This window comes from Actinospineispora spinosispora DSM 44797 (genome assembly GCF_000429025.1).
GTDB lineage: Bacteria > Actinomycetota > Actinomycetes > Mycobacteriales > Pseudonocardiaceae > Pseudonocardia > Pseudonocardia spinosispora.
On sequence record NZ_AUBB01000076.1, the window covers coordinates 1 to 5,512 of the forward strand.

The window sequence follows — 5,512 nt, forward strand, 5'->3', positions numbered from 1 at the left end:
TGAGTAGAGTCCCGCTGCCGTCTGCGCGGCCCCGAGTGAGGAAGTGGTCATGAACCCTCCGTGCGCTTGACTTCGAGCGTGAGGGACCGAACTGGCCGCGTGCGTTTGTGCGATGATGAATGATGAATGATGAATGAGGAGGGAGGCGGGAACCTATGAGCAACCCAGCATGCCACGACGATGACGGCGTTGGTCTCGGCGAGTTCGTTGTCTCGCCTCGACTAGCGCAGGTCGCTGAACACGACGGGCTGCCTCTTCACGCGGGTGACCGTGTTCGTTTCGAGGTTATCGACGGTGGTCGTACAGGCAGCGCCGTCGACAACCGAGAGTCGTGGCCACCGGCGTGGGTTGGGTCGATCACTACAGATGAGGGCAGGCTCGGGGCTAACGCACGCGACATCATGAGGACTGAGCTCGGCTCGTCGTGATCGTTGTTGATACTGGCCCGATCGTTGCGGCAGCAGCCATCCGCGACCCTGATCATGCCGCCTGCCTCGAGGCTCTGACCAGTCTGAGCGAAGCACCTCTCATTACGCCGTTCGTGGTGATGGAAGTCTGTTACTTCCTCTCGACTCGCGCTAGTGCGGCCGCCGAAGCGTCGTTCTTGCGTTCGCTCGACAGCGGAACATTCCGGCTAGTCGATCTGGCCTCGAGCGATCTTCGACGTATGGCCGACCTGATCGAGAAGTACGCCAGCCTCCCTCTGGGAGCGGCGGATGCTTCAGTCATCGCTGTCGCCGAACGCTTCGGAGCTACGGTTGTGATGACCCTGGATCACAGACATTTCAGTGTCGTACGGCCCCGCCATGTCGACTACTTCACGCTCCTGCCCTAGGGCAGGGTCTACTCTTCGCGCACCTGCGCCCAGACAGCGACCTCGACCAGGTGCTCGTGGTGCGTGCCGAGAGCGTGGCGTCGCCTCACCGTAAATCCATTCGAGCGCTACTGGCCCGGCTGACCGTCGAGGATGCTCGGCCGCGGGTGCGCCACGGTGCTATCGAGGCCCTCGCCGCGGCTGGCCGAACGAGATTACCCGCGCTGTGTTGCGTGGCCTGACCAACAGCCCCGCCCGGGCCGGCGTCAAATCCGCCACTGAGGCACTCGACTGGCTGGCCCCCTACCGTGACGAGCCGAGCTGATGAGCCTGAGCCTGTCGGGGGTAGGGAGGACACTGGCCCGATGAGCGCGCATCGGCTGATCCCAGACCTGAGCGAGGAGTTGTCAGGAGTCGTGTGGCGTGCTGCCCCAGGTCGAAGAAGTGCTACTCGTCCTCTCGATGTGGGAGTGCAAACCCTGACGGGTGGTCGAGAGAGCGATCGGGCGCTACGTGGCGATGATGGCGCTCTCCGGAATGGGCCAGCCGCGCAGCTACTACGCCGGCGGCGGATCGATCGACGTGACCATCAAGAACGTTCCCGAGGGCTGGGGCTGGACGTGGGTCGAGGACCAGAGCTACCGAGACGGGCGGGTCCAGGAAGCCACACCCGCGATGCGCGCGCTCAGGCAGGAGGTCGAGCGGATTCACAGCGCCTACAACTACGACAACTCCGACAGCCAGACCGACTACTTCGAGCGCCGCTACTACGGGTCGGTCGGTAACGACCCCTGGTTGCGGTTCCCCCGCTACTGAGTCAACAACGACCAGTCCCGATGGCGATCGCCTCGGGGATGACCGATCCGACGGCGGATAGGAGACAGCGGTGACACGCACGATCACTCACAGCGCGGCCGAGGGCACGATGCTGGAGGGCAGCACCAAGGGTGACGGTGCGTGGGATGCGATCAAGGCGGCGCAGAGCATCTACCGGATCCGTGGCTGGCGGTACATGCCGCGTTTGCGTGCGCTCGCTGTCGCTCACTCCCGCGACCGCGCCCCGGATCTGTATCTGATCGAGACCACGGCCGCTGTGTTGTGTGAGGCCGGGTTTGAGGTCGAGGTGCGGGTGGACGCGACGCCGCGTGCGATGGATGAGGCTGAGGTCGACCGTGCCGGGCGTATGGATGAGCGTGTCGAGGTGCTGAGTGAGAGGGCCGAGCGCAGGAAGGTCGAGGTCGACGCCTGGTGGGGCGCCGCGGACGCGATCTCTGAGTACATCCCGAGGGGCCAGCCGATCCTGGTGTGGCACCATTTCGAGCGGGGTCACCGGCGTGTGTTGGCGCGGATGGATGGCCACATGCATAAGGCGGTGGAGCTGGGTCGGGAGGCCGAGCGGGCCGCTGATGGTGCGGCTTCGGCGGCCGGGCACATGGACCGTCGCGAGTCGCTGGGACGGGTCGCGCGCCGCCTCGAACGGCTGGAGACCGAGCGAGGCAAGGTGTCGCGAAACCTCGACGGGTGCGCCAGCACGGACGCAGGGGGCCGCTACCGCGCGCAGCAGGAAGCGACCGCCGCGGATCTGGACGAGAAGATCCGCTACTGGCGGCGGTTGCTGGAGGAGCACCGGGCCGCGGGCCGGTACAACCCGTATGACGCGACCACGATCAAGGTCGGCGATTTCGTCGGATCCTGGGCGGGCTGGCGCGAGGTCGTTCGGGTGAACAAGACGACGGTGACGATCCGCGACAACTACGGCAACTCCAACGTGCCCGAGGACCATCCCGGGCAGTGGTTCACCCGCAGGATCAAGTACGGCGAGATCATCAGCCACCGGCCCGCACACCCGCCCGCGGTCGACCTGGACGAGGTGGCCGCACAGTGACCGTCCTGGTGACACTGACGCCCACCCCGCATCGCGCTGCCGGGGGCACGCTGCGCAGCGGGCGCGAGGTGCTCTTCTTCGCCGCCGGGGACTCGGGTTGTTTCGGCGGGCGGCCTGATGGGCGAGCGGCGGAAACCGACGCGGGTGAGGGAGATGCGGGCGGCCGAGCGCCGTCGATTCGAACGCGACGTGGTCGATGAGTGCCGCGACTGTGGCGCCGCGATCACCGTGCCGGGGAACCGAACTCGGGGCATTAGCCGGTGCCACAAGTGTGACCTGGAGGCGATGTGAGGTTCGAGGTTCCGCGTCCGCGACCTACCGAGTGGAGGAGAACCGAATCCCATGGCTGATGAACTCGAATGGGCGAAGGCCGGTGACTGCCCTGTGCGGCTGTTCGGTGCAGAGGCCGAGGCCGCGCTCTGCCCGGAAGAGCCCGTCACCGGCACTCACGTGCTGGCCCTTGGCGGGCTGGGTGCCGGTGGCTTGGCTATCGAGGGCAGCCTCGACCAGCTCGCCGTCTTCGCTGAGCGCGTCCACACCGCCGTGACCGGCATGCGGGCCGCCTCGGCCCCGTCGGAGGATGCGACTGCGGAGCTGTCCGGTGCGACGGTCCACTTGGTGCAGCGCGAGACCTTCGATGGCCTGTATGTGTTCGTCGATGCCGGTCAGGCGGCTGAGTACTCCGCGTTGTACCCCGGTGCCGACTGTGGGGCGGTGCAGATCCTGGGTCGCTCCGCCGCCGTGCAGTTGCTCATTGATTCCCAGCCGTGCCCGCACTGTGGCGAGATGGATTGCGATCCTGACTGCGGAACCGTGTTGGCGAGATGTCCGTGCGGGTCGAATATCCACGATTTGGCTACTCACCCGACTAGCGCGAATATTGGATTTCATCCGGTAATCGGTGAGTGTTTGATGGATGATCCGATCGCGGAGCATCGCGATGGGGAGCATGATTCTTTTCCGCAGTCTGATTGCCGTGGGGCGTGTAAGCGGGAAGAAATCCTAGAGTTCGGGAATGGTTTCGGGTTGGCTGGTGGAGTTGGCCCTGTGGTTCGAGCACGTGGGGAAGGGGGCGTCTGATGGTCGAGGGTGTGGAGGTCGCTCGGCTGCGTGCTGATGTCGCGGCGCGTGATCGTGAGCTTGCTGGGGTGAGGGCGGAGTGGGAGCTGCAGGCACACGCTCTGCGGGAGGCGAGAGCTGTCGCCGCTGCTCTGCGGGTGGAGCGCGCTGAGTTGTGGGCGTTGCGTGACCAGGTGTTGTCGTGGAACGAGGAGCTGGAGCGGGAGAACACTCGGGTACGGATCGCCGGCTATCGCTTCCTCGCGCTGTGTCGCATGCCGGGTGTGGATGAGTCCGGTGAGCTGGCGGCCTCCATCCGTCAGGCGCTCGCGCTCTCAAGCAAGCCGAGTGTGGCGACAGAGGGTGTGAATCACGCCGAGGTGTAGGTCATTGTGTCCGTTGGGTATGAGAACGTCCCCGCCACAACCTGTCGGCGGGGACGTTCTCATGTTGGTTTGCCGGGCCACTTGGATGTGTGGGATCCAGCTGGGCTCGTTATCCCTGGCCGACGGTGACATACTGCCGGTCGTGCCGGACGAGGTTGTGTCTCCTGCTCAGCGCGCGGTTGAGCGCGCGGTTGAGCGGGAGGTGACGGTCCGTGAGTTGCGTAATGCCGGGAAGGTTATCGCTGAGCTTGCGGCGGCGGGTGCGGTCGGCAAGGTCACCAGCGGCGGTCGGTTGGTGGGTTGGTTGGTGCCGGCGACCTCGGCTGGGCAGCGGATCGAGGAACTCACGGCGCGGGGGCTCGTGCATCCGCCGGAGAGGTCGGGCGGTCTTGCTGGTCGTCAGCCGCGGCCGAGGCGAACTGACGTCCCCTTGTTGAGCGAGACCCTTGAGCAGGTGCGGGGAGAAGAGCGCGCGTGATCTGTCGGGACTCGTGCGCGCCTGTGAAACGGTTCCCCGCAAGACGTCCGCTTCCCAGCAAGGTCCCGCAACGGCGGGGCAGCGCGATGGCCCTCCCCAGCTGAGCTGTTCGGCATCGTCCGCGCTGTGTCCTGGGTTCAGCGGGGTCGGTAGTGCTCGTGCAGGGTGCTGAGTTCCTCGGCCAGCTCGGCTACGCCGATGGGCAGTAGTGGTGTGCGGATGTCGATGTATCCGCGCGGTAGCCAGGTGGTGACGGGGGCGAGGCGCCGTTTCGTGGGGCTGAGCCGGTTCAGAACGGTGTTGGGGTCCACGAGATAGATACGGATGAGCGGTTTGGGGTGTGTCGGATCGTTGGCGATGCTGCTGATCTCGGCCCAGGTGAGGTGACGGGCGGGGATGGTCTGTCCGCTGATGCCGTCCCGGTTGGCCGCGATGACGGGTCGGGGAAACAGCAGGAGGTAGCCGAGCCGGAGTGTGACGGCGCCGAACGCCAGTCCGACGAAAAGGATCCAGACGCTGCGGTGCTGCTATGATGCTAATCATGCAGCTGTTGGGCGGAGCTGGCGGACAGGAGACAACGCTCCGAGCCGTGCGTGGACTCGCTTCCGCAAGCCTCCCCGGAGGCAAGCGAGCAGCCACCTCGAAGCAGCATCTCCAGGGAGATACCCAGCCCTTCCTACAGCAGCTCAGCGCCTTCTCTAGTCGCCTGTAAGGCCGTTTCCACCAAGGGCGCAGCCCGGACGTAACGGTGGAGCCGGCGGCGCAGCCGATGGCCCACAAAACGGTCCGGAGCGGGCGCAGCCCGCGAAACCCACCAGATTCCGGCGCAGCCGGAATCGCTTTTAGCGCAATAGCGCAGCGGCGCAGCCGCGCAGCGCTTCGCGCGCACC

At 65.9% G+C, this 5,512-nt stretch carries 7 protein-coding genes; 6 read left to right on the plus strand and 1 reads right to left on the minus strand.

The features are described 5' to 3' along the window. The first annotated feature begins 424 nt into the window (after positions 1–424). The 6 genes from G406_RS0123425 to G406_RS0123450 all read left to right on the plus strand — a co-directional run bounded on the left by G406_RS0123425 (position 425) and on the right by G406_RS0123450 (position 4,622). Positions 425–835 (plus strand): type II toxin-antitoxin system VapC family toxin, encoded by a 411-nt coding sequence (locus tag G406_RS0123425; protein WP_028935642.1) that lies wholly within the window; start codon positions 425–427, stop codon positions 833–835. A gap of 465 nt (positions 836–1,300) precedes the next feature. Further along, positions 1,301–1,630 (plus strand): hypothetical protein, encoded by a 330-nt coding sequence (locus G406_RS49315; protein WP_028935643.1) that lies wholly within the window; start codon positions 1,301–1,303, stop codon positions 1,628–1,630. Between the two features lie 70 nt (positions 1,631–1,700). Beyond that, positions 1,701–2,699 (plus strand): DUF3560 domain-containing protein, encoded by a 999-nt coding sequence (locus G406_RS54485; protein ID WP_051342561.1) that lies wholly within the window; start codon positions 1,701–1,703, stop codon positions 2,697–2,699. A gap of 342 nt (positions 2,700–3,041) precedes the next feature. Further along, on the plus strand, positions 3,042–3,779 hold the full coding sequence (locus G406_RS0123440) for a hypothetical protein (RefSeq protein ID WP_156935119.1): 738 nt from the start codon (positions 3,042–3,044) through the stop codon (positions 3,777–3,779). Further along, positions 3,779–4,144 carry a hypothetical protein gene (locus G406_RS0123445; RefSeq protein WP_028935645.1) on the plus strand — a complete coding sequence of 122 codons (366 nt, stop codon included), beginning with the start codon at positions 3,779–3,781 and terminating at the stop codon, positions 4,142–4,144. The genes G406_RS0123440 and G406_RS0123445 overlap by 1 nt, the downstream gene beginning before the upstream one ends. Positions 4,145–4,286: 142 nt before the next feature. Further along, on the plus strand, positions 4,287–4,622 hold the full coding sequence (locus G406_RS0123450) for a hypothetical protein (protein ID WP_156935120.1): 336 nt from the start codon (positions 4,287–4,289) through the stop codon (positions 4,620–4,622). Between the two features lie 137 nt (positions 4,623–4,759). Here the strand turns inward: G406_RS0123450 and G406_RS57280 are convergent, their stop codons facing one another. After that, positions 4,760–4,933: a hypothetical protein gene (locus tag G406_RS57280; protein WP_156935121.1), complete on the minus strand. Its 174-nt coding sequence runs from the start codon at positions 4,931–4,933 to the stop codon at positions 4,760–4,762. Between the last annotated feature and the right edge of the window lie 579 nt (positions 4,934–5,512).

Coding starts and splice junctions, on each gene's coding strand:
- G406_RS0123440 (WP_156935119.1), top strand. CDS start 3,042: ATGGCTGATGAACTCGAATGGGCGAAGGCCGGTGACTGCCCTGTGCGG.
- G406_RS0123445 (WP_028935645.1), top strand. CDS start 3,779: ATGGTCGAGGGTGTGGAGGTCGCTCGGCTGCGTGCTGATGTCGCGGCG.